This window comes from Streptomyces sp. SAI-127, assembly GCF_029894425.1.
Lineage (GTDB): Bacteria > Actinomycetota > Actinomycetes > Streptomycetales > Streptomycetaceae > Streptomyces.
Map to the genome: position 1 here is coordinate 694,929 of NZ_JARXYJ010000001.1, position 20,773 is coordinate 715,701.

21 protein-coding genes and 2 pseudogenes are annotated in these 20,773 nt (G+C 68.9%); 11 read left to right on the forward strand and 12 right to left on the reverse strand.

The window, feature by feature from the left end; translation table 11 throughout:
* Positions 1 to 64: 64 nt before the first annotated feature.
* The 6 genes from M2157_RS03375 to M2157_RS03400 all read right to left on the reverse strand — a co-directional run bounded on the left by M2157_RS03375 (position 65) and on the right by M2157_RS03400 (position 7,528).
* A complete protein-coding gene (locus tag M2157_RS03375) occupies positions 65 to 1,852 on the reverse strand; it encodes an ABC transporter ATP-binding protein (RefSeq protein ID WP_280864357.1) in 1,788 nt (595 codons plus the stop codon).
* Positions 1,853 to 1,854: 2 nt separating this feature from the next.
* Positions 1,855 to 2,910: an iron-siderophore ABC transporter substrate-binding protein gene (locus M2157_RS03380; RefSeq protein WP_280860273.1), complete on the reverse strand. Its 1,056-nt coding sequence runs from the start codon at positions 2,908 to 2,910 to the stop codon at positions 1,855 to 1,857.
* A gap of 111 nt (positions 2,911 to 3,021) precedes the next feature.
* Positions 3,022 to 3,861 (reverse strand): ABC transporter ATP-binding protein, encoded by an 840-nt coding sequence (locus tag M2157_RS03385; protein WP_280864358.1) that lies wholly within the window; start codon positions 3,859 to 3,861, stop codon positions 3,022 to 3,024.
* Positions 3,862 to 3,901: 40 nt separating this feature from the next.
* Positions 3,902 to 5,005: an iron ABC transporter permease gene (locus M2157_RS03390; protein WP_280860275.1), complete on the reverse strand. Its 1,104-nt coding sequence runs from the start codon at positions 5,003 to 5,005 to the stop codon at positions 3,902 to 3,904.
* Complete coding sequence (locus tag M2157_RS03395) at positions 5,002 to 6,060, reverse strand: iron ABC transporter permease (protein ID WP_280864359.1); 1,059 nt, start codon at positions 6,058 to 6,060, stop codon at positions 5,002 to 5,004. Before M2157_RS03395 ends, M2157_RS03390 begins: the two co-directional genes overlap by 4 nt.
* 112 nt (positions 6,061 to 6,172) lie before the next feature.
* Positions 6,173 to 7,528, reverse strand: coding sequence for a lysine N(6)-hydroxylase/L-ornithine N(5)-oxygenase family protein (locus tag M2157_RS03400; RefSeq protein ID WP_280864360.1), 1,356 nt, complete (start codon positions 7,526 to 7,528; stop codon positions 6,173 to 6,175).
* Between the two features lie 249 nt (positions 7,529 to 7,777).
* Here M2157_RS03400 and M2157_RS03405 point away from each other — a divergent pair, with 249 nt between their 5' ends.
* Together M2157_RS03405 and M2157_RS03410 are read left to right on the forward strand one after the other, a co-directional pair.
* A complete protein-coding gene (locus M2157_RS03405) occupies positions 7,778 to 8,725 on the forward strand; it encodes a methionyl-tRNA formyltransferase (protein WP_280864361.1) in 948 nt (315 codons plus the stop codon).
* Between the two features lie 382 nt (positions 8,726 to 9,107).
* Positions 9,108 to 9,215 (forward strand): annotated as a pseudogene (locus M2157_RS03410) (VOC family protein); the annotation flags it as partial.
* Positions 9,216 to 9,249: 34 nt separating this feature from the next.
* On the opposite strand, the gene M2157_RS03415 reads toward M2157_RS03410, so the two are convergent.
* On the reverse strand, positions 9,250 to 10,164 hold the full coding sequence (locus tag M2157_RS03415) for an N-acetyltransferase (protein ID WP_280864362.1): 915 nt from the start codon (positions 10,162 to 10,164) through the stop codon (positions 9,250 to 9,252).
* 180 nt (positions 10,165 to 10,344) lie between these two features.
* On the opposite strand from M2157_RS03415, the gene M2157_RS03420 reads away from it, so the two are divergent.
* Both M2157_RS03420 and M2157_RS03425 read left to right on the forward strand, forming a co-directional pair.
* Positions 10,345 to 11,109, forward strand: a complete 765-nt coding sequence (locus M2157_RS03420; RefSeq protein WP_280860279.1) for a VOC family protein — start codon at positions 10,345 to 10,347, stop codon at positions 11,107 to 11,109.
* Positions 11,110 to 11,281: 172 nt separating this feature from the next.
* Positions 11,282 to 11,938 carry a hypothetical protein gene (locus tag M2157_RS03425; RefSeq protein ID WP_280864363.1) on the forward strand — a complete coding sequence of 219 codons (657 nt, stop codon included), beginning with the start codon at positions 11,282 to 11,284 and terminating at the stop codon, positions 11,936 to 11,938.
* 147 nt (positions 11,939 to 12,085) lie between these two features.
* Here the strand turns inward: M2157_RS03425 and M2157_RS03430 are convergent, their stop codons facing one another.
* Positions 12,086 to 12,709: a TetR/AcrR family transcriptional regulator gene (locus tag M2157_RS03430; RefSeq protein WP_280860282.1), complete on the reverse strand. Its 624-nt coding sequence runs from the start codon at positions 12,707 to 12,709 to the stop codon at positions 12,086 to 12,088.
* 149 nt (positions 12,710 to 12,858) lie between these two features.
* On the opposite strand from M2157_RS03430, the gene M2157_RS03435 reads away from it, so the two are divergent.
* The 6 genes from M2157_RS03435 (at position 12,859) to M2157_RS03460 (ending at position 17,018) form a co-directional block, all read left to right on the forward strand.
* Positions 12,859 to 13,854, forward strand: a complete 996-nt coding sequence (locus tag M2157_RS03435) for an NADP-dependent oxidoreductase (RefSeq protein ID WP_280860283.1) — start codon at positions 12,859 to 12,861, stop codon at positions 13,852 to 13,854.
* A gap of 50 nt (positions 13,855 to 13,904) precedes the next feature.
* Entirely contained in the window at positions 13,905 to 14,771 is an 867-nt protein-coding gene (locus tag M2157_RS03440) for an alpha/beta hydrolase (RefSeq protein WP_280864364.1), read from the forward strand.
* 46 nt (positions 14,772 to 14,817) lie between these two features.
* The gene (locus M2157_RS03445; protein ID WP_280860285.1) at positions 14,818 to 15,624 is read left to right on the forward strand and encodes a strictosidine synthase; all 807 of its coding nucleotides are present in this window, start codon (positions 14,818 to 14,820) and stop codon (positions 15,622 to 15,624) included.
* A 118-nt stretch (positions 15,625 to 15,742) separates the two neighbouring features.
* Complete coding sequence (locus tag M2157_RS03450; RefSeq protein ID WP_280864365.1) at positions 15,743 to 16,570, forward strand: enoyl-CoA hydratase/isomerase family protein; 828 nt, start codon at positions 15,743 to 15,745, stop codon at positions 16,568 to 16,570.
* Positions 16,571 to 16,757: 187 nt separating this feature from the next.
* Positions 16,758 to 16,886, forward strand: a complete 129-nt coding sequence (locus M2157_RS03455; protein ID WP_280864366.1) for a hypothetical protein — start codon at positions 16,758 to 16,760, stop codon at positions 16,884 to 16,886.
* A 12-nt stretch (positions 16,887 to 16,898) separates the two neighbouring features.
* Positions 16,899 to 17,018, forward strand: coding sequence for a winged helix-turn-helix domain-containing protein (locus M2157_RS03460; RefSeq protein WP_280860287.1), 120 nt, complete (start codon positions 16,899 to 16,901; stop codon positions 17,016 to 17,018).
* A gap of 92 nt (positions 17,019 to 17,110) precedes the next feature.
* Here M2157_RS03460 and M2157_RS49080 read toward each other — a convergent pair whose 3' ends face one another.
* The 4 genes and pseudogenes from M2157_RS49080 to M2157_RS03480 form a co-directional block, all read right to left on the reverse strand.
* Entirely contained in the window at positions 17,111 to 17,275 is a 165-nt protein-coding gene (locus M2157_RS49080; RefSeq protein ID WP_348541839.1) for a hypothetical protein, read from the reverse strand.
* A 403-nt stretch (positions 17,276 to 17,678) separates the two neighbouring features.
* Positions 17,679 to 18,107, reverse strand: coding sequence for a hypothetical protein (locus M2157_RS03470; RefSeq protein ID WP_280860288.1), 429 nt, complete (start codon positions 18,105 to 18,107; stop codon positions 17,679 to 17,681).
* Positions 18,108 to 18,243: 136 nt separating this feature from the next.
* Positions 18,244 to 18,852 (reverse strand): annotated as a pseudogene (locus tag M2157_RS03475) (IS5 family transposase); the annotation flags it as partial.
* A gap of 186 nt (positions 18,853 to 19,038) precedes the next feature.
* Positions 19,039 to 19,752, reverse strand: a complete 714-nt coding sequence (locus M2157_RS03480) for an SDR family oxidoreductase (protein ID WP_280864367.1) — start codon at positions 19,750 to 19,752, stop codon at positions 19,039 to 19,041.
* 168 nt (positions 19,753 to 19,920) lie between these two features.
* On the opposite strand from M2157_RS03480, the gene M2157_RS03485 reads away from it, so the two are divergent.
* Entirely contained in the window at positions 19,921 to 20,523 is a 603-nt protein-coding gene (locus M2157_RS03485) for a TetR/AcrR family transcriptional regulator (protein WP_280860290.1), read from the forward strand.
* Positions 20,524 to 20,773: the final 250 nt, after the last annotated feature.

Here is a 20,773-nt window from a genome sequence, read left to right on the forward strand (position 1 = left end):
GACTCAGCGCCCCTTCCAAGGCATGAAAGTCGGCCTAACCTGCTCAGGGATCCACTCGGGGTGACTAACTACCTTCTCGCCAGGCCCGCCACAGCCGCGCGTAGCGGCCGCCCAGCGCCACCAACTCCTCGTGCGTGCCTTGCTCCACGACACGTCCCGCGTCCAGCACGGCGATCCGGTCCGCGGCCATCGCCTGGGTCAGCCGGTGCGCCACGAACAACGTGGTCCGGCCCGCGCACGCGGCCACCACGGCCCGCTCCAGTGCGGCGGCGCCCTCGCTGCCCGCCTCCGCGGTGGACTCGTCGAGCACCACCACCGGCGAGCGGCCCAGCACCAGCCGGGCCAGGGCGATCTGGGCGATCTTGGTGACGTCCAGGCGCTCTCCCCCTTCGCCGACCAGGGTGTTCAGCTTGTCGGGCAGCGCGTCGACCCAGGCCTCGGCGCCGACCGTGCGCAACGCCTCCATCAGCTCGGCGTCGGTCGCCTCTGGCGCGGCCAGCCGCAGGTCGTCGGCGAGCGAACCGGAGAACACGTGCGTCTCCTGCGTCAGGATGCTGACCAGGGCACGCGCCCCGGCCTCGTCCAGACCGGCGAGATCGGTCGGCCCGACGCGCACCGACCCGGCCTGCGGTGTTCCGATGCCCGCGATCAGCGCGGCCAGGGTCGTCTTGCCCGCGCCCGTCGCCCCTACCAGCGCGAGCGAACCGCCGGCCGGGATCGTCAGGTCGACATCCCTCAGGACCGGCTCCTCGCTGCCGGGATAGCTGAACGTCAGTCCCTGTACGGTCACCGGGTACGGCGCGCTGTCCGCCGCGGCGACGGCCGTGTCGCCCACCAGCCGGTCCTCCGCGGCCTCCCCCAGTACCCCGACCAGCCGGGTCAGGCTCGCGCCCGACTTCTGCGCCTCGTCGAAGGTGAACATGATGGAGCCCAGCGGGGTGAACAGCCGGTGGAACATCAGCGGGGCCGCCGAGACCTCGCCCAGGCTGGCGGCATCGGCCTCCAGCAGGGCGTAGCCCACGACGATGATCAGGACCAGTCCGATGAACTCGGCGCGGTTCTCCCTGCCGACGAACCGGCCGAAGAACCGGAACACCTCGATGCCGAGTTCGCGCACCCGCCACGACTCCCCGGTGACCTTCTCGCGGAAGGCGCCTTCGAGGCGGTACGCCCGGACCGTGTCGATCCCGTTCAGACCACTCATCAACGCCTGCGCGCGGTCGGCCTGAGCCACCCGCTGCTTGCGGTAGAGCGGGGCGGACCGGGGCAGGTACCAGCGCAGGGCCAGCGCATACGCGGGCAGCGCGCCGGCGCCCGCCAGGCCGAGCCGCCAGTCCAGGCCGAACATGCCGGCCGTGGCGATGACGACCAGCACGCCCGCCGAGAACACCGTGGGCACGGCCGTCCGGATGCCCTTGGAGATCACGGCCACGTCGTCGCCGACCCTGGACAGCACGTCCCCGCGGCCGACCTGCTCGATGCGTGCGCTCGGCATCCCGAGCACCGCCCGTACGGCGCCTTCCCGCAGCCGCGCCAGCAGGTCGGCGCCCAGCCGCCCGATCAGGTAGGTCGACACCGCGGTGGCCGCCGCGCCGAGCAGCGCGGCCGCCACCATCCACACCCCGACCGTGAGCAGGACCGAGCGGGACTCGCCCTCGACGACCGCGTCGACCACCCGACCGAGCAGGAGCACGGGGAGCACCTGGAGCGCGGCCCCGGCCACCGTGGTGAGCACGGTGGCGACCGTCAGCCAGGGCACCTCGCGGCAGTGCGCCGCGACCCATCGGCCGGCCTCGTGTCCGGTCGCCGTGCGCAGGGTCGCCGGGGCGACGCGCGTGTCGGTGGCGCTCACACCTACCCGGCCGACTTGACGAGCTCGTCGATCGCGTACGGCATGGACAGCAGGGTGCCCTGGGAAATGGCCGCGCCGACCGCCGGGCCCTCACTGTCCAGCAGGTACGACACCTTGCCCTTCTTCACGGCGTCCAGATTGGCGAACAGCTTGAACTTCTTCAGGGCTTCCGTGTCCGCCTTGTCGTTGATGACGAAGATGTGGTCGACGTCGATCAGGTCGATGCGCTCGGGCGAGAGCTTGGTGTAGAAGCTGCCGTCCGCGACCTTGTCGATCTCGGTCTGGTACGTGAAGCCGATGCCCGTCACCAGCCGTCCGCGCACGTCGGTGGAGGTGAACGGCGCCACGGAGTTCTCGTACCAGGACAGCGCGACGGCCTTCTGGTCGGCGAACTCGGGGTGCGCCTTCTTGGCCGCGTCGAGTTGGCCCTGGATGTCCGCCACCATCTTCTCGCCCTCCTCGGCCTTGCCGAGCGCCTTGGCGATGTGCAGCGCGTTGTCCTGCCAGGGCGCGCTGAACGGCTCCTTCTCGGCCTTGGTACGGCCCACCGTCGGGGCGATCCGGGAGAGCTTGTCGTAGGCGGCCTGGTCGATCTCGGAGTAGACCGCGATGATCAGGTCGGGCCGAAGGGCGGCGATCTTCTCGTAGTTGGGGCCGGAGTCACCGTTGGCCATGATGACCTCGGGCTTGGTGTCGCCCCACTTGTCCTTCACCCAGGGCCACTGGGTGTTGATGTCGGGGGACTTGCCCGCCGGGTTCGGGTACTGGTCGACCATGCCGACCGGCTTGATGCCGAACGCCAGGATGGTCTGGTCGTCCGTGTAGCCGACGGAGACGACCCGCTCGGGAGCCTTGGTGACCTCGGTGGTTCCGAACGCGTGCTCCACGGTGACCGGGAATGCGCCGGCGGCGGCGGTTGTGGTGCTGTCGCCGGCCTTGTTCGAGTCGGACGAGTCGGAACCGCATCCCGCGAGGAGGCCGACGCCAAGGGCCGCGGCGGACAAGATGGCCGCCAGCCGCCGCCGGGATCTCTTGAGCGTCGTTCGATGGAGGAGCATTCGAAATCCCTTGCTTTCGCGCTGTCCACTGCGCCCCCGTCTAAGGGCAGGCAAACCTTACCGTGCGCAGGTGAGGTAAGCCTAGCCTAACTTGTATAACTTCACGAGGAATCAGTCCAGTTGGACGTGTGTACGGCCGATCGGCACGATGAGCGGCCGGTCGCCCACCGGATCGTCGATCACCTTGGCGCGCAGGCCGAACGCCTCGTGCAGCAACTCCGCGGTGATCACGTCGCGCGGGTGCCCCTGCGCCAGGATCGCCCCCTCCCTCATCACCACGAGGTTGTCGCTGTAGCGCGTGGCCAGATTGAGGTCGTGCAGCACCATGACCACGGTGCACCCCGACTCGTGCAGGTCGTCCACCAGGTCGAGCACGTCGATCGCGTGGGCCAGGTCCAGGTAGGTGGTCGGCTCGTCGAGGAGCAGCAGGTCGGTTCCCTGAGCCAGCGTCATCGAGATCCAGACGCGCTGACGCTGTCCGCCGGACAGCGAGTCGACCGGACGGTCGGCCAGGTCGGACACCCCGGTCATGGCCAGCGCCCGCTCCACGACGGCGGCGTCGTCCGACGACCACTGCCGCAGCCAACTCTGGTGCGGATGACGGCCCCTGGCGACCAGGTCGGACACCGTCAGCCCCTCCGGCGCGACCGGTGCCTGCGGCAGCAGGCCGAGCTTCTTCGCCACGTCCCTGGTCCTGAGCTTGACGATGTCGTCGCCGTCCAGCACCACCGTTCCCCTGGTCGGCTTGAGCAGCCGGGACAGGGTCCGCAACAGGGTGGACTTCCCGCAGCCGTTGGGCCCGATGATCGTGGTGATCACCCCGGGCGGGATAGCCACGTCGAGACCGTTGATGACCATCCGGCCGCCGTACCCGACCGTGACGCCTCTGGCTGCCAGCCGCGAGGCGTCACGGACCCCGGACTCGATCTCGGTGATGTACTGAGCGGCCACGGGATCCCCCTGCATTAGGTCTGCCTAACTTTTGTACCAGCTATCGGAGGTTCGCCCGCACCAGCAGATAGACGAGGAAGGGGCCGCCGATCGCGGCGGTGACCACGCCGACCGGGAGACTGATCGGCAGCGCCGTGCGCGCGACCAGGTCCGCGCCGATCAGCAGCAGCGCTCCCACCAGGCCGGAGGCCACCATCGGCGGCGTCGGGCACCGCGCCAGACGCATCGCCACCTGCGGCGCCACCAGCGCGACGAACGGGACCGGGCCCGCCGCGCTCACCGCCACCGCGGCCAGCAGGACGGCGCACAACAGCAGGACCGCCCGCACCATCGCGTACCGGACGCCCAGGCCCGCGGCGACCTCGTCACCGAAGTGCATCGGCTTGAACTGGAAGGCGGCACACGACACGACGATCAGCAGGACGAGCGAGCACCACAGCGCCACCCACACCTCGTCCCACGACCGGTTGTCGAGCGAGCCGACCAGCCACGCCTGGGCCCGGGCCACGTCCCTGATGTCGGCCGTGACCAGCAGCCAGGTCGTGATGGCCTCCATCACGGCGCTCACGGAGATACCGATGAGGATGAGCCGGAAGCCGTCGATGCCGCGCCGCCACGCCAGGAAGTACACGAGCAGGCCCGTGCCGAGTCCGCCGGCGAGCGCCGCCGCGGACAGGCCCACGGAGTTGACGATCGCCGCGGAGGCTCCGCCCGACACGGTCACCAGGAACACCGAGACCGCGCTCGCGCCCCCGGTGATTCCCAGAATGTCCGGGCTGGCCAGCGGATTGCGCGCGATGGACTGCGTGATGGCCCCGGACACCCCCAGCGCGATCCCCACGACGAGCCCGGCCAGGGCACGCGGCATCCGCAGGTCCATGATGACGAACTCGTCGACCCGCTCACCCCCGCCGAAGATCGTGGCGATCACCTGGGGCAGGCCGATAGGGAAGTCCCCGACCCCGATGGACACGCAGAAGACCAGGAAGGTCGCCGCCGTCAGCAGCAGCGTGACGAGCACGAGCCAGGGTCGCCATACGAACGACACGTGGCCGAGCCGCACGCCCGGCGCCACTGATGGCTTCACGTGTGTCCCGTCAGGCTTCAGGTCTGTCCTGTCCGGCTTCAACTCTCGCCCGCTCATGCGTTCTTGAACTTTCCGCGCCACACCAGAACCGCGAAGAAGGGAGCTCCGAGGAGGGCCACGACGACACCGGCGTCCAGCTCGCCCGGCCGCACCACCAGGCGCCCCACGATGTCGCAGACCAGCAGGACGATGGCTCCGAGCAGACCCGCGTACGGCACCAGCCAGCGGTAGTCCGGCCCGGTCAGATAGCGGGCCACGTGGGCGACCATGAGCCCGAGGAACGCGATGGGGCCGCACGCCGCCGTCGCCGCGCCCGCCAGCAGGGTGATGGCCACGATGCCGACGGTCCGGCTCAGCGCGATGCTCGCGCCCAGCCCCCGCGCCACGTCCTCGCCCAGGTTGAGCAGGTTGATGGTGGGCAGGGTGGTCAGTGCCAGCACCAGGCCGACCACGATGAACCCGGTCACCGGCCAGATGACGTCGAATCCGACACCGGCCACCGAGCCCGCGTTCCAGAACCGCAGCGCGTTCAGCGAGGCCTGGTTGGAGAGCGCGACCGCCGTGGTCATCGCCATGAGGAACACGGTGATCCCCTGCCCGGCCAGTGCGAGCGTCAACGGGTTGCCGGCCCCGCGGCCGATGCTCGCCAGCCCGAACACGACGACACCGGCGAGGGCCGCGCCCAGGAAGGCGAACCAGACGTACTGGAACGGGTTGGAGAACCCGAACACCGCGATCACCGACACCACGGCGAACGAGGCGCCGGTGTTCACCCCCAGCAGGCCCGTGTCGGCGATCGGGTTCCGCGTGTAGCCCTGGATCAACGCCCCGGCGATCCCCAGGGCGACGCCCGCCACGATCGCGAGCACCGTCCGGGGCACCCGCACGGTCTCCACGATGAGCCTGATCTCGGTGAGCCGCCGGTCGGAGTCCGGCGCCGCGAACAACCCGTGCCACACCTCGGCGGGACTCAGCGCGCGCGCCCCCACCGCCAACGACACCGCCCCCGTGACCACGAGGATCACCACAAGCGTGCCCAAACCCACAACCCGCCGCCGACGGGCCTCTGTTGTGCCCCTGGGCGCGGGGCGCTCCACTGCAGTCGTGCCCATGTCGAGGTACGTTATCCCTTTGTTTTCACGGGGGTTGCCCAGTGCCGCGCCTGTTGGGTGCGGTGCCACCGGGCGGTGCGGGGCTGTGGGGGGGGGCGGGACCGGTGGCGGTCTAGCGGGCGGTGCTGCCGATTCCGTCGGCGACCGAACGCGCCTGGCGGGAAGCGGACTTGAGATCCTGACCGAGGACCGAGTCCAGGATCTCGCCGACCCTGATCGCGGTGTTGGACAGCAGGGGCGAGGTGATCCCGTGCGTGTGCTCCGTGCCGCCCTGCAGGTAGATGCCGCAGCGCAGGTCGGGTTCGGTGGCGATGCGGTAGTCGCGCTCGACGCGGACGCGGCCCTCGTCGTCGCGCAGGCAGCGGTCCGCGACCTCGCCGAGCAGGCCGATGGGGTCGGCGGGGCTGTAGCCGGTGGCGAAGACCACGACGTCCGCGTCCAGGGCGGTCTCCTCACCGGTGACCAGGGACGTCACGGTGGCACGGACCCTGTCGGGCGTCTCCTTGACGTCGGTGAGCCGGGACACGTTGAGGAAGCGCAGCCGCTCGGTGCCGAGGACCTTCTCCCGGTACATCTGCCCGTACAGGTCGTCGATCAGGTCGATGTCCACCACGGAGTAGTTGGTGTTGCCGTGGTAGTCCATCAGCCGGCGTTTGACGTCCTCGGGCGCGGCGAAGTACTCGTCGACCGCCTCGGGGTCGAAGATCCGGTTGGCGAAGCTGCTGTCGTCGGCCGGGCTGTAGCCGTAGCGGGAGAAGACCGCGCAGACCTCGGCCTCGGGGAAGCGGCGGTGCAGGTAGGCGACGTTCTCGGCGGCGCTCTGCCCGGCGCCCACGACGACGAACCGGGAGGGCGAGGTGCCTTCCAACCCGTCGACCTTCGCCAGCAGTTCGGAGTTGTGCCAGACGCGGTCGCCGCGCTCCACACCCTCCGGCACGAGGGGACGCAGACCGGTACCGATGACGAGGTTACGGGCCCGGTGCACCGCGAGCCCCTCCCCCGACCGGACCGTCACGTCCAGGTACTCCACGGCTCCGTCACGGACGACGGGCGCGACGCCGACGACCTCGTGGCCGTAGGAGACCATGTCGTCGACCTTGGCGGCCGCCCACTCGAAGTAGTCGTGGAACTCCACCCGCAGCGGGAAGAGGTTCTTGTGGTTGATGAAGTCGATCAGCCGTCCCTTGCTCTGCAGGTAGCAGAGGAAGCTGAACTCGCTGGACGGGTTCCGCAGCGTCACCAGGTCCTTGAGAAAGGACACCTGCATGGTCGCGTCGTCGATCAGCATGCCTCGGTGCCAGCCGAAGCGCGGCTGCTGCTCGAAGAAGTGAGCGCTGATCGCCTCCTGCCCGCCGACGCGTGCGTTGTGCTCGCTGAGTGCGATCGCCATGGCCACATTGGACGGTCCGAAGCCGATGCCAATGAGGTCGTGGACCGGTGGTACGTCACCAGGAAGAACCTGCGACATGTCACTCCCATCGTGCGGGGCAGTCGCCTGCCGGGCGTGGGGAAAGCACGAAAAGTGGCACGCCGACGGAGCGACTTGCCGTGAACTTAGGTGAGCCTAAGCTAAACCTGTGAGGGTGTCGATAGGGCGAAGCGGACAGCCGACCGCCGATTCACCCCGTCAACTGGGCTGCCACGCAAGGGCATTGCGTACTAAGGTAAGCCTTGCTTTACTGCTTCCGGTCAATCCCTGCTCTGAGGAGGAACCCCCATGCGGGTCGCCATGCTCGGTTACCAGACGTGGGGGCACCGCACCCTGCAAGCCCTCCTGGACTCCGAACACGACGTGGTCCTGGTCGTGACGCATCCCAAGAGCGAGCACGCGTACGAGAAGATCTGGAGCGACTCCGTCGCCGACCTCGCCGAAGAGCACGGCGTCCCGGTGCTGATCCGCAACCGCCCCGACGACGACGAGCTGTTCGAGCGCCTCAAGGACGCCGACCCGGACATCATCGTGGCGAACAACTGGCGGACGTGGATCCCCCCGCGCATCTTCGACCTCCCGCGCCACGGCACGCTCAACGTGCACGACTCGCTGCTGCCGAAGTACGCCGGCTTCTCCCCGCTGATCTGGGCGCTGATCAACGGCGAGCCCGAAGTGGGCGTCACCGCGCACATGATGAACGACGAACTCGACGCCGGCGACATCGTCCGGCAGGAGTCGGTACCCGTCGGACCGACGGACACCGCCACCGACCTCTTCCACAAGACCGTCGACCTCATCGCCCCGGTCACCATCGGCGCACTCGACCTCATCGCTGCCGGGCAGACCGAGTTCACCAAGCAGGACCGGTCCCAGGCGAGCTTCTTCCACAAGCGGTCCATCGAGGACAGCCGCATCGACTGGACCTGGCCGGCGGCGGACCTCGAACGCCTGGTCCGCGCCCAGTCAGAGCCGTACCCCAGCACATTCACCTTCCACAAGGGCAAGCGGCTCGAGGTCCTCGCGGCCGTGGTGTCCCAGGGGCACTACGGCGGTACGCCCGGCCGGATCTTCTACCGCGAGGGCGACGGCGTGGTGATCGTCGCCGGAGCCGAAGCGCGCACGGGCCGCAACCCGGGCCTGGCCATCACGCGCGTGCGCACCGAGGACGGCCGGGAGATGCCCGCCACGGAGTACTTCACCTCCATGGGCGGCTACCTGACCAGCCGCCCCTGACGGCTGGCTGCTTGGCCTCGACGGATCGTGGACGGCCAACTCGGCGGCCGTCCCGCTGTGAGCAGCTGCCCGCCGGCTTGAGCAGCGTCGGCTCGGACTCGATGTGCCGGGTCGCCGGCGGGTTGCCGGGTTGCCGCCAGGACGGGCTCGACGTGTTCCGGGTCGTCCAGCCAGTCCTCGGTGCACCCATGAACCAGGCGACGCCCTCGACGCCGTACCGGCGCCCGACAGTGAGCCCGGTCTCGGCGCGGTGGTGGCGGCCGGCCGCCGTGACGGCGTCGGTGCGTTCGCGGTGCGGCCGGGTGATGGAGGTCGCTGCGGGTCTGGGCTGTGGTGCGGATCTCCGTGAACGGGGCGCCGGTGGCGACCCCCTGGCCGTTCGCGGTCGGGGGTCCCGCCGTCGTCGGCCGTGCGGCTGTGGCTCCACGTTGCGGACCTGGCCGCGGCGCACGAGGAGTTGCGGGGCAGAGGCGTCGACATCGTGCGGCCGCGGTGAGGGAACCGTGGGGGCCGGGGATCTGAGCTCAGCCCGGCCGATGCTCCCAGTGGCGGTCGGTGCGGGTCAGTTCACGGAAGCCGGCCGAGGTCAGATGGTCGATCGCCACCTGGTCGGTCGAGGGTTCGCAGGCGAGGAGACGGTCCACCCCGCACAGGCACAGCCATTCGGCGGCCTGGGCGAGGAGCCAGTGCTCCAGACCCGTGCCGTACGCCCCCGGGTCGATGTGCAGGTTGCCGATGTCGGCGAGGCCGGCGCCGCGGGCGTGCCGTTCCGGGCGGGCCAGGGAGGTGTCGACCTCGATGAAGCCGAGGATGCGCGCGTCGGCGTACGCCGTGAGACGGGTGCCGCACTCCCCCAGCGTGCGCTGGACCCTGATGCCCGGGCGGGCCTCGGCGGGCGGCAGGTCGGGCACCCGAGCGATCAGGATCACCTCCGTGTCGCCGACATGCCTGAAGCCCGCACGTTCGAAGGCGGCACGGATGTGCGGCCAGGTGTGGGGCAGGCCGTAGACCGCGGGGGCGGGCACCTCTCCGCCGGCGTACCGGGCCCGTACGTTCCACCGGGCGAGCTGGGCCAGGCAGGCGCCCATCAGCAGGTCGGCGGCCTCGTCGGCGTCCGGACGGAAAGAGGCCGGCGGATGGCAGAGGAACCAGTCGATCTCACCGATGTCCCGGTAGGCCTCGCCGACCTCCGCGCCGGACCGGTAGCGCAGCAGATGCGCGGCGGCGACCACGTGGTCGCTCTGCTCGGCGACGAGGGTGACGCGTTCACTCACCCACGGGTCGGTGATGAACTCGTCGGGCTGCCGCTCCAGGGCGCTGAGCACCGTGTTCGTCGAGACGGAGACGCCGGGGACGACGGCGGCGACATGCGCGTTGACCAGGTCCGTGAGCTGGTCGCGGTCGCCGCGGCGGAAGGGGCGCACCGTGAGCGCGGGCATACGGGGACCTCCGGGTCCTGAGGGGTGTGCGCTGGAGGCCGCCATGCGGTGCGGTACGGGGCGAGGGTACGGCGGTCCGCCCGCCGCGCGCCACCCTGTTGCCGCCGGATGGCCGGGACCATGGCCCGGGCTTAGCGTGCTGGAGGGGACCGCAGAGCAACTCGCTCCGGGAGGAACACCATGAAGTTCGACAAGCCGGTGACCGGTGGTCCCTGCTGGACGGAGCTGGGGACCGACGACGTGGAGGCGGCCAAGCGGTTCTACGCGGAGCTGTTCGGCTGGCGCCCCGAGACGGATCCGCGCTCGGAGGCCGGGGGCTACACCGTGGCGCACCTCGGCGACGCGGCGGTCGCGGCACTGACCCCCCTGTACCAGGAGTCGCAGCCGGTGGCCTGGAACGTGTCGTTCGCGGTGACGGACGCCGACGCCGCCGCGCGGAGGCTGACCGAGGCCGGGGGCGCGGTCCTGGTCGGACCGATGGACGTGTTCGACGTGGGCCGTTTCACCGTGGCCCTCGATCCGGCCGGCGCGGCCTTCCAGCTCTGGCAGGCACGGTCCTTCCCGGGCGCGGGACTGTTCAACGCGCCCGGTTCGCTGGGCTGGGTGGAGCTGATGACCCGGGCCCCAGAGCGGGCCGAGGCCTTCTACACGACGGTGTTCGGCTGGAGCGTCAACGCCTCGGAGCACTACACGCAGTGGGGTCTGGACGGCGCCGACTTCGGCGGCATGGTGACCATGGACGACAAGTTCCCGCCCGAGGTGCCGCCGCACTGGCTGCCTTATTTCGCCGTCGAGGACGTGGACACCACCACGGCCACCGCGACCTCGGCGGGCGGCACGGTCCTCATGGAACCCACCTCGGTCCCCGACGGCCCCCGGATCGCCGTTCTGCGGGACCCGCAGGGAGCGGTGTTCGGCGTGCACCTCGCGGGAGACGACGGCTGAGAGACGGGAACGAGAGGCAACGGAACAACGAGACGCGGACGGCAGCCGGGGTCGTACAGCGTCCAGGCGTGCGTTGATCCTCGGTGCGGCGGCACACGACCGCGGTCCTCGCACCCGGGAGATCCCATGACGCGATCGACTCCTCAACCCCCGCTGCCCTACGACGAGTTCCTTGCCCGCGCCACCGCTGACCGGGCGTCGCCGGCTTCCTGCTGAAGTCCTCGCGCGCCACGACGGCATGACGACCGAGCACTCCGACCACGACGTGTTCGTCGTTCTCGCCAACGGGTCCTCGGGCGGACTCGCGGCACTCGACGGCGCCCGGGTACTGCTCGACCGGCTCGACGGGGAGATCGCGGACATCGTCGCCGCCAAGGCGGCCATCCGCTCGCGGCTTCAGCACCACCTTCTGATTCGTGGGTCGTTCGACGCGTATCGTCCAGATATGGACACCACTGCTTCACTCCGCGTTCTCGTCATCGGACTTGATCCGTATCGCGTGCCCGGGCCGTGGGATCCCGAGCCGGCAGCCAAGGCGATCGAGGCGGGGCTGACCAAGTTCGCCGAACACGGCGTGGGCGTGCGGACCTGTCTCATCGGCCTGGATGGAAGTGACGACGTGGAAGCAGTCGTCGGGAACGCGCTGCGGGCCCACCCGTGGAAGTGCGTCACCGTCGGCGGTGGCCTGCGGCACTCGGACGACCAAGTTGGACTCCTCGAGCAGGTCATCAACCTGATTCGACAGTACGCACCCGATGCAGCCATCGCGTTCAACAGCACCCCGGACACCACCTATGAGGCCGCTGCCCGTTGGATCGGGCGCCAGTGAACTGCACGGCGTGAATCAGGTCCTCGCCTCCGGCACGCTGGAGAGGGGCCACCTCATGAGCACGCCCGAGCGGTTCATCCGGGCAACCGAGGCCTGGATCGAAGGCGCCACGGAGACAACTGCCACATGCGCTCGTGGAACGAGTGGTCATGCGGCACGGTGGTGGGGCGCCAGGGTGGCGTGGATCTGGTCGCGGATGTCGGCGAGGACGACTTCGTCGCTGCGGTGCAGGTACATGGTGGCGGTGGTGCTGATGTGGACGATCGCGGTGATCACCCGCGCCAGCGTTGCCGCGTCGGCGGGACGGACGTACTCGTCGCGGGTGAGCAGGCCGGTGATGCCGTCCTCAAGGCGACCGGCGAGGGCTAGACCCGCTTGCCGGTAGGGCTCGGCCGGGTCGCCGAAGACGAGTTCGTGCAGGTAGGTGCGGCCGTTCTCGATGTGCTCCCTCACGCACTCCACCACGGGACGGATGAGAGCGATGACTGGCTCCAGCGCGCCCTGCCCGACGGCGTCGTTCGCGGCGGCGAGGCCGACGTCGATGGCGTCGGCGAACTTCTCGTTCTGCACCATGATCAGCAACTCGGCCTTCGTGGACGCATACAGGTAGAGGGTGCCGATCGCGACGTCGGCCCGGTGGGCGATCTGCTGCGTCGTGACCCCGCTGACACCGCGTTCGACGAACAGCTCGCCGGCTGCGGTCATGATGCGCTCGCGCTTGTCCTGTTTGGCCTGCTCGCGGCGCCCGATCGGCATGTGACCGCGTCCCATGTGGACCTCCCTTGACAATAATTCTGAGTGAGCTCATAGTTGAGTGTACTCGGGTTTATGGAGTGAGGCGAGGTGCCAGATGTCGTGCTGGATTCGCCGATATGGTCCCAAACATGAACAAATAGGATGAAGGCAAGGAGCGACGCCCCATGAGAGCGTTCGTCGTCAGCAAGTACAAGGAGCCGCTGCAGGAGGCGGACGTCCCCGAGCCCACCATGGGGGAGCACGACGTGCTCGTCCGGGTGGAGGCCGCCGGGCTGAACCCGCTGGATGAGAAGATCCGCGCCGGTGAGTTCAAGCAGATCCTGCCCTACAAGCTGCCGCTGATTCTGGGCAACGACGTCGCGGGCACCGTCATCGGCGTCGGGGCGGCAGTTCGCGGCTTCAAGCCCGGGGATGAGGTCTACGCCCGGCCCGACCAGGACCGCATCGGCACGTTCGCCGAGCGAATCGCGGTGGCGGAGGGCGACCTCGCGCTCAAGCCCGCTTCGATCAGCATGGAAGCGGCGGGCTCGCTGCCGCTGGTGGCCCTCACGGCGTGGCAGGCGCTGGTCGAGCGCGGGAAGGTCCGACCCGGGCAGAAGGTTCTCATCCACGCCGGCGCCGGCGGGGTCGGTTCGATCGCGATCCAGCTCGCCGCACACCTCGGCGCGAGCGTCGCCACGACCGCCGGCCGTTCCAACGAGCACTTCGTGCGCGCGCTTGGCGCGGACACGGTGATCGATTACCGCAGCCAGGACTTCGAGCAGGTCCTGACCGGCTACGACCTGGTGCTGGACAGCCTCGGTGGTGAGAATCTCGAGAAGTCTCTGCGGGTGCTCAAGCCCGGCGGCAAAGCCATCGGGATCGCCGGTCCCCCGGACCCCGCGTTCGCCCGCGAGGCCGGTCTGAACCCGCTGCTGCGCCTGGCGGTCGCCGGCCTGAGCGGCAAGATCCGCAGGCAGGCGAAGAAGCTCGGGGTGACGTATGAGTTCCTGCTCATGCGCGCCAGCGGCGACCAGCTCCGCCAGATCACCACCCTCGTCGACCAGGGCGTGTTGCGCCCGGTCGTGGGCAAGGTGATCGGCTTCGACCAGACCCCCCAGGCGCTTCAGTCCCTGTCCCAGGGTGGCATCCGCGGCAAGGCCGTCATCGGCAACAGCTGACTCGCCGCAACCGCGACGGGGCCACACAGAACACACGAGGAGAATCCGTCATGAGCAGCACCGACACCCCGAACGAAGCCGTCATCACCGCCTACGCGAAGGCCCCGGCCCGCACCGTCAGCGCCGGTGGCGTCACCTACGCCTACCGCGAGTTGGGACCGAAGGGGGGCATCCCCGTCGTCTTCTTCGTCCACCTCGCCGCGACCTTGGACAACTGGGACCCGCGCATCATCGACCCCGTCGCGAAGGGCCGTCACGTCATCGCCTTCGACAACCGCGGTGTCGGGGCGTCCACAGGTCAGGTGCCGGACAGCGTCGAGGCGATGGCCGACGACGCCTACACCTTCATCAAGGCGCTCGGGTACGACAAGATCGACGTCTTCTCCTTCTCTCTCGGCGGCATGGTCGCCCAGGCCCTGGTGGTGAAGCACCCCGACCTCGTCCGCAAACTCGTCCTCACCGGCACCGGGCCCAAGGGCGGCAAGGACATCGACAAGGTCGTCGGCACCACCTACTGGGACATCCTGCGCGCCACCTTGACCCGGTCGGACCCCAAGGAGTTCCTGTTCTTCAACCGCAACGCCGTCGGCAAGGCCGCCGGGCGCGCGTTCGTCAACCGGCTCAAGGAGCGCACCGTCGACCGCGACGCGAAGATCAAGACCAAGGCGTTCCAGACGCAATTGAAGGCGATCACGAATTGGGGGCGCTCCACCCCCGACGACCTGTCGAAGATCACCCACCCCACGCTGATCGCCAACGGCGACAACGACCGCATGGTCCCCTCGGTCCTCTCCGAGGACCTGCACCGCCGTATCAAGGACAGCGAGCTGATCATCTACCCCGACTCAGGTCACGGCGGCATCTTCCAGTACTACGAGGAGTTCGCCCCGCTCGCGGTCGAGTTCCTCGCCCGATGACCACCGCCTGGCAGGAAGAGCCGGCCAGGGAGAGAAGGGCAACACCATGAGCACGCCATCGACCGCCGTACAACTGGACGTGAAGAAGCACCTCACGTCCTCGATCCTGTTGTGGGTGCGCACCGACCAGCCCCGCCAGACCGGCATGGACTACTGGAAGGGCCCGCACTCGGGGATCATCTCCGCCACCCCGGGCCTGGAGGAGTACCGCCAGATCCACCTCGCCGAGCACAACCCGGGCCGGTGGCCGGCGACCGGCGGAGTGGAGACCTCCATCCCCGCCGACCGGAAGATCGACGGCGTCGCGGAAGTCACCTTCCGATCGGCGCTCGCTCCCTCGCAGGGGCGCAAGCAGACGAAGCTGGCCTACGCGGACGAGATCAACGTGTTCCGCCGCACCCTGCTCTACGCCGGCCCGCCGAACTCGTCCCGCTGGTACGACGTCGCAGGCCCGGACGAGAAGGTCGGTGCTCGCGTCCTGGTCTACCTGCGCCGCAGAGACGGGTCCGGCGCAAGCGAGTTCCGGAAGTTCGTCAAGAAGCAGCTCGTCCCCGCGCTCGCCGGAACCGGAGTACTGAAGGAACTGCGCACACAGACGTTCCTGCCCTGGATCGAAAAGCTCTGGGACACCCCGAACGTCGCCCACGACAACCCCCACGACCAGCGCTTCCACGCCTCCCTCATGCTCGGGTTCACCGACACCGCAGCACGGGACGCCTTCTTCACCGGCAACGTGATCCAGGGCCTGTCCGAGCAACTGGCACCGCTGGTCTCCGCGATCCACGCCTACGACGTCACCGCCGCCCTCACCTACGTCAAGAACGGCGACATCCTCCCGCACTACCAGGAGTGAGCGGCAACCGCCGGGAGCAGGGCCGCCGGACCTGCTCGGCAAACCATCGGCCCAGGCTTCCCCGCATTGCTGACGCCCCGCCGCCATCCGCTGTCCCTCACACATCTGGAACCAGAACATGAGCGAGCAGAGCACCATCCACTACGAGCGCACCTCGCCCCAGGTCGCGAAGGTCACCTTCGCCAACCCGCCCGTCAACCTCATCGTCGGCGAGACCGTCCTGCGGCTCATCCAGATCGTCGAGGAACTGGCCACCGACCCGGACATCCAGGTCGTGGTGTTCGACAGCGCCACCCCCGACTTCTTCTACAACCACTTCGACCTGGCCGCCGCCGACTTCCCCGCCCCCGAGGACGAGCACGCAGTGCCGGCCTGGACGAACCTGGTCCTGGCACTCTCCAAAGCGCCCTACATCACCATCGCGGCCATCCGCGGACGCACCCGCGGCGGCGGGAACGAACTCGCCCTCGCCCTCGATCTGCGGTACGCCAGCCGGGAGAAAGCGATCTTCGGGCAGCCGGAGGTCGGCAGCGGACTGCTCCCCGGCGGTGGCGGCACCGAGCGCCTCCCCCGCGCCATCGGGCGCGACCGCGCCCTGGAAGCCATCCTCACGAGCGACGACTACGACGCCGACACCGCCGAACGCTGGGGCTGGACCACCCGTACCCTCCCCGACAGCGAACTCGACGCCTTCGTCGACACGATCGTCCGCCGGCTCGCCTCATTCGACCGCACCTCACTCGCCTCGGCCAAAGCCCAGATCAACCGCGCCTCCCTGCCCCCGGACGCGGATCTGATCGCCGCCTACGGCGAGTTCGCCCACTCCCTCACCCTCCCCGGCTTCCTCGCCCGCGCCGCCGGAACGCAGGCCATCGTCGAGCAGGCCGGCATCGACTTCGAGTACCGCCTGGGGCATTACATCGGCGCCGCCAACCGGGGATGGTGACGTGTGTGGTGATCCCTGCGGTAGGCCGGAGTCATTCGATACGCGCAGGGTGGAGGGCGACCGCGGAGCGGCAGCTGTTGCGCGAGCGGATCCGGTACGAGGCGGGTGAGCGGTTCGGTCGCGGTGAGAGAACCGCGGTGATCGTGGGACCGCGCTCGCCTCCGCGGGGCCGCCGAAACTGCCCAAGGTGGCCGATGAGCCGTTCGCTGTCCTCGAGAAGGAGCCGGCACGGGGCCCGGCGCGTGACTGGGAGGACCAGCGCTGGACGCCGGCCCGGATCAGAGTGCTGATCGCCCGGAGGTTCCGGATGGACTGATCGTCGGCAGCGGTGTGTCGGCTGCTGCACCCGCACGGATGGTCCTGGCAGTCACCGGCCCGCCGGGCGCTGGAGCGCAACGAGCAGGCGGTGGGTCTGTGGAAGAAGGATGTGTGGCCGCAGGCGGAATGACTGCGGCCAGCGCTGGGCGTACATCGTCTTGGCGCCGCTGGTCGCGTTACATCCAACTCCGCCCCGACCTGATCGGCGACAACCCCAAGAGCTCAGTAGTCGTCCTTGTGAACCGCGTGGGTTGAGGCGTCAGTTGGAGCGCTGATCAGCTGCTGGAGCTCCACCAGCTCCGCGGTCGCGTGGTATTCGCTGTGGAACCCCAGGCTCAGGTCGGTGATCTCGTACTCGAACAGCACGTCGACCATCAGGTCCGCCAAGTGCGCGTCGGCGCAGGCTGTCGGTGGCGACGGTGATGAGGCCGAGGGTGTCCCTGATGAACACCGGGCTGGGGTGGGTGTGCAAGGTGGCCTGCCACCATGCGGTCCAGACGTTGCGAAGTGCGTCGGCCAGGGGCGCGTCCCAGGTGCTCCAGCCTGCCTCGACCAGGCGGGTGGCGATCAGCTCCTCGGTGACGTGGAACTGACCGGCGACAAGGGGGCGGATGATGCACGGGACGAGACGGCGGTAGAGACGCGGGAAGTCGTCCCAGTGGCTGGGCACCTCTCCGGCTGCCGCGGACACCATGTCGTCGGGTATGAGGTGCAGCGGCCTGGAGAGTTGGGCGAGTCCCTCCTCGCCGTAGCAGTACGTGCAACCCCCGACGGGGAACGGAAGAGGCGCTCAGGGCCTTCGCGTTCGGTTGATGAGAAGCATGGCCAAGCAGACGACGGAGCAGGCCAGTCCTGCGTACAGCAAAGGTGTGGCCCAGAACCACACCTCTTCGGTGCTGTGGCCGCTGGTCCAGTGACAAGTGATGGATGGAGGGAAAGCGTCCACGTTCACCGATGTCAGGCTGAAGTCCCGTCCAGCATCCATGTACACGCCGTCGCCGGTCCTGGAGCCGCACACGTCGAGCGGGTTCGTGAAAGCGAGCCCGTAGACAGTTCCGGCCCCGTAGGCGGCGATGGTTGCTGCGCTGCCGAGCACGGCCCAGCGGGCCGGCTGCGAGGGCTTCTTCCTGGTCACCCACAACGCGTAGGGGAGCGTCCCGGCCGCGAAGAGGAAGATGGTAATCGCGGGCGGCCCAATCAACGCGAACAAAGACACCATGCACCCCGACACTACTTCGAGTGGAGAGACCACTGCTGGTTCGCTCCGTCCTCAGCTCGCCGGAAAGTTCCCGTTGTGGCGTGCTGTGCAAGGTTGTCGTCGAACTCAGCTTCCACTGGAGTCCGTTCAGACGCCGCCAGCAGATAAGTACACATCCGAGTGAGGAAGGCTTGGTGGATGTCGTCGCGGATCTCCCAGCGGATCCGCCGGCAGCGAAATCAATGCAGATGGACGAAAGTGCGCTCCACTACCCAGCGTTGGGCGCCCTGCCCGGAGCCGTGCTCGGTACTGCGGCGGGAGATCAGTGGCTTGCCCCCGAGGCTCCGGACCAGTCGCCAGTACTTGTCGTGGTCGTAGCCGCGGTCGCCAAGCAGCACGTCCGGGCGGCGCCGGGGTCGGCCTCGCTCACCACGCATCGGCGGTATCGCCCGAAGCAGCGGGACCAGCTGGGTGACGTCGTTGCGGTTGCCGCCGGTCAAGGTGGCGGCGAGTGGGATGCCGGTGGCGTCGGTGATCACGTGATGCTTGCTGCCCGTCTCGCCCCGGTCAACGGGTCTTCGTCGTGTCTTGGGCCCCTCTTGAGTGCCCGGATGTGGGAGCCGTCGACCGCCGCCCGGGAGAAGTCCAGGGCGTCCACGCCGCGGAGCTTGGCCAGGAGGACCTCGTGCAGCCGGGGCCACACCCCGGCCGTGGTCCACTCGGCCAGGCGCCGCCAGCATGTCATGCCCGAGCCGAAGCCCAGCTCCTGCGGCAGGTGTTCCGAGGCGACCCCAGTGTGCAGCACGAACCGCCAGGCCGACTCTCATCGACGATCGGGGCGGAGCACGCCTCCTCGACGGCGGCCAACTGTTCGAGCGTCATGGATCGCGGAACCCTGACCTGAAAAAGACCAGGTCGGGGCCTCGCACCCATGCTTGGAAGTAGAACAAGCTCAGGCGTTCGCGCTGTGCAGGTCCGGGTAGAGCGCCTCGACCGGGCCGCTCAGGGCCGACTTGACCTGTACGGTCAACTCGTCGGCCAAGACCTCGTGTTCGCCGGCCTCGACGGCGTTGTAGACCGTCGTCACCAGCTCCGCCGGCAGCAACTTCGGTCCGTCGGCGTGCGCGGCCATGGGGGTGTCGACGTAGCCCATGTGCACCCCCGTCACGTGGACGCCCTTGGGCGCGAGCTCGATGCGCAGAGAGTTGGTGGCCGACCACAGTGCGGCCTTGGACGCGCTGTAGACGCCACCGAAGGCGTACCAACTGGCAACGGAGTGCACGTCGACGAGGACCGCCTGCGACTTGGCGGCGAGGATCGGTGCGAACGCGCGGGCGAGGAAGACGGGACCGAAGAAGTTCGTCTCCATGTTCGCCCGGATGTCCGCCTCGGTGACGTCGAGCAGGCTCGCGTTCGGCGGGATCGCGCCCGCGTTGTTGATGAGCACGGTGACATCCGGCGCGGCGGCGACGGCCGCGTCGATCGACGCGGGGTCGGTGACATCGAGTGCAAGGGGGACGATGCGCTCATCGTCCCAGGCGCGGGGGGAGCGGGCGGTGGCGTAGACCTTGGCGGCTCCGCGCGCCAGGGCGTCGTGGACGAAGTGGGTCCCGAGGCCGCCGTTCGCTCCGGTCACAAGGACGACTGCTCCATCGATGGAGGGCATTGGTGTTCCTTCTTTCCAAGGGGATGTGACGTGCGTGGCTGTGCACGGATGGAGCAATGGCTCCTCGCCCGCCCGTGGGAGAATGAGTGGAGCCACATTCGAGCCCACACGTTATTGACTATCATCATAACTGATTGCAGTCAGAATCTATTCCTGGAGGACACGGCCATGCCTGTCGCCCCCCGGCCGGTCGGACGGCGCGAGCGGAACAAGCAGGACAAACTCGACCGCATTGTCGCTGCCGCCACTGAGCTGTTCGCCGAGCACGGCGTCGATGAGGTCACGACCCAGCAGATCGCGGACAAGGCCGACATCGGCACCGGGACCCTGTTCCTCTACGCCAAGACCAAGGGCGAACTCCTCCTGCTCGTGCAGAACGCCAAGTACGCCGAATCGCTCGAGCAGGGCCGGGCGGACGCCGAGACCATCCCAGATGTGCTGGACGCAGTGCTGGCCCTTGTCCGGCCGATCGTTGAGTGCAACCGCACCCAGATCGACAACGGACGCACCTACCTGCGAGAGATGGTCTTCGGCGACCCCGAGGAGCCCCGGCACAGCGCGGCACTCGCCATCGTCGCGCAGGCCGAGGAAGCCATCGCCGCCGTGCTGCGCCGAGACGAGCGGGTCACCGCGGACGACGCCGAGACGCTGGCACACATCGTGTCCGCCGTGATGTTCCTCAGCATGGCGACGAGCCTGAACATCGCCCTGAGCGTCGAGGAGATCGTGCAGGACATCCGGAGGCAGGTCGAGGTCCTGCTACCTCGCTGAAGTGCGGCCCAGCCTCGGACACAAGGCCATCACCAGGATGGCCTTCGCCAGCGTCACGACCCGGTTCCTGACCGCGCCGAGTCACGCGTCGCCGGCACACCAGGAGCAGCCCGGACACCGTCGCTCCCACCGCTCCGCCACCGGGCTGAGCGGTATCGCAGCCAGGGCAGAGGTGTTGCACCAACGGCTCTCAGAAGTAAAGGCCCCCACCTTCGAGGAGTGGCCGCGTGACATACGGCCCCTCACGGCC